At 73.5% G+C, this 1,916-nt stretch carries 1 protein-coding gene; it reads left to right on the top strand.

Translation table 11 applies throughout. The annotated features are described in order from the left end of the window. Positions 1 to 147 precede the first annotated feature (147 nt). A partial coding sequence (gene argS / locus LLG88_03435; GenBank protein MCE5245960.1) for an arginine--tRNA ligase occupies positions 148 to 1,916 on the top strand: 1,769 nt, incomplete at its 3' end.

Genomic DNA, 1,916 nt, shown 5'->3' with positions numbered 1-1,916 from the left:
GCCGCTCCCGCCGCGCGGCGCCGCGCCTTCTACCGCGTCGTCGCCGTGACCGCCGCGGGGCTGCGCGTCGCCGGTCCCGCGGTCGCGCTGCGCCCCGCTCCCTGACCGGCGGCGCGCCGGTCGGCGCTTCGGGCTACAATCCGCGCCATGTACGACATCTTTGCCGACCTTCGCTCCGTCGTCGCCGAAACGGCGCGCCGGACTCTGGGCATCGACATCGACCGCGCGCCGGTCGATTTCCCGCCCAATCCCTCGATGGGCGACCTCGCCACGCCGCTCGCCCTGTCCCTCGCCAAGCAGCTCCGCCGTCCGCCGCGCGAGATCGCGACGAAGCTCGCCGAGGCGCTCGCCGCCGCGCCGGGCGTCGCCGCGGCCGAGATCGCCGGCCCCGGCTTCGTCAACCTGCGCGTCGATCGGACGGAAGCGGTGCGCGCGCTCCTCGGCGAGCGCCCCGCCGAAGCGCCGAAGCCGGGCAAGGTGATCGTCGAGCACACGAACATCAATCCCAACAAGGCGGCGCACATCGGCCACCTGCGCAACGCCGTGCTCGGCGACACGCTCGTCCGAGCGCTGCGCGCCCTCGGGCGGCGCGTCGAGGTGCAGAACTACATCGACGACACCGGCGTGCAGGTCGCCGACGTCGCCGTCGCGCTGACCGAGCTCGCCGGCCTCGACGAGAACGGCTTCCGCGCGCTCGTCGCCGCGGCCGAGGAGCGGCGCGCGCGCGGCGGCCACGGCGTGGACCACGACCTCTGGGACTGGTACGCCAAGGTCACGCGCTGGTACGCCGAGGACGAGTCGCGCGCGGCGCTCCGCGCCGAGGCGCTGCGCCAGATGGAGCGCGGCGAGGGGCCGCTGGCCCGCATGGGCGCGCTCGTCGCCCGCGAGGTCTCGCGCTGCCACCTGCGCACGATGGGCCGGCTCGGCGTGCGCTACGACGTCCTGCCGCGCGAGAGCGACATCCTCGCCCACCACTTCTGGAAGACCGCCTTCGCCCGGCTCAAGGAGAGCGGCGCGATCTCGTTCTGCGAGGAAGGAAAGGCCGCCGGCTGCTGGGTGATGAACCTGCCGCATTCCGAGGAGGAGGCGGGAGGCGAGGAGTACGAGAAGATCATCGTCCGCTCGAACGGCGTGGTGACCTACGTCGGCAAGGACATCGCCTACCAGCTCTGGAAGTTCGGGCTGCTCGGCGCCGACTTCGAGTACCGGCCGGTCGAGGGGTTCCCCGGCGGAACGGACGGCACGCTCTGGGAGAGCGCGCCGCCGTCGGCCGGCGCCGCCGGCGCGCCGTCGTTCGGCCGCGGCGAGACGGTCTACAACGTCATCGACGTGCGGCAATCGTATCTGCAGCGGGTCGTCAAGCAGGGGCTGGAGCGGCTCGGCCATCCGGACGAGGCCGGGCGCTCGATCCACTTCTCGTACGAGATGGTCGCCCTCACTCCGGGCACGGCGCTCGAGCTGCAGCCGGGGCTGGAGCTGTCGGAGGAGGAACGCCGCCGGCCGTACATCGACATGTCCGGCCGCCGCGGCATCGGGGTCAAGGCGGACGACCTGATCGACATCCTCGAGGCGAAGGCGCTGCGGGAAGTGTCCACGCGCAACCCGGAGCTCGACGAGGAGGCGCAGCGCGGGCTCGCCGCGGCGATCGCGCGCGGGGCCCTGCGCTACTACATGCTCCGCTTCGCCCGCAACACGATCGTCGCCTTCGACATCGACGCCGCGCTGGCGTTCGAAGGCGAGACCGGCCCCTACTGCCAGTACGCCGCGGTCCGCGTGCGTCGCATCGTGGAGAAGCTCGCCGAGCGCGAAGGGACCACGCCGGCGGCGATCCGCGCCGCGGCGCGCGACGCGTCGTTCGCCGCGATTCCGGCCGACGTCGCGCCCGAGCACTGGGAGCTGGTCCACCGCGCCGCGCG

This window comes from bacterium, assembly GCA_021372775.1.
Lineage (GTDB): Bacteria > Acidobacteriota > Polarisedimenticolia > J045 > J045 > JAJFTU01.
The sequence above is the reverse complement of the archived record's forward strand: the minus strand, read 5'-3'. Positions and strand labels throughout refer to the sequence as shown.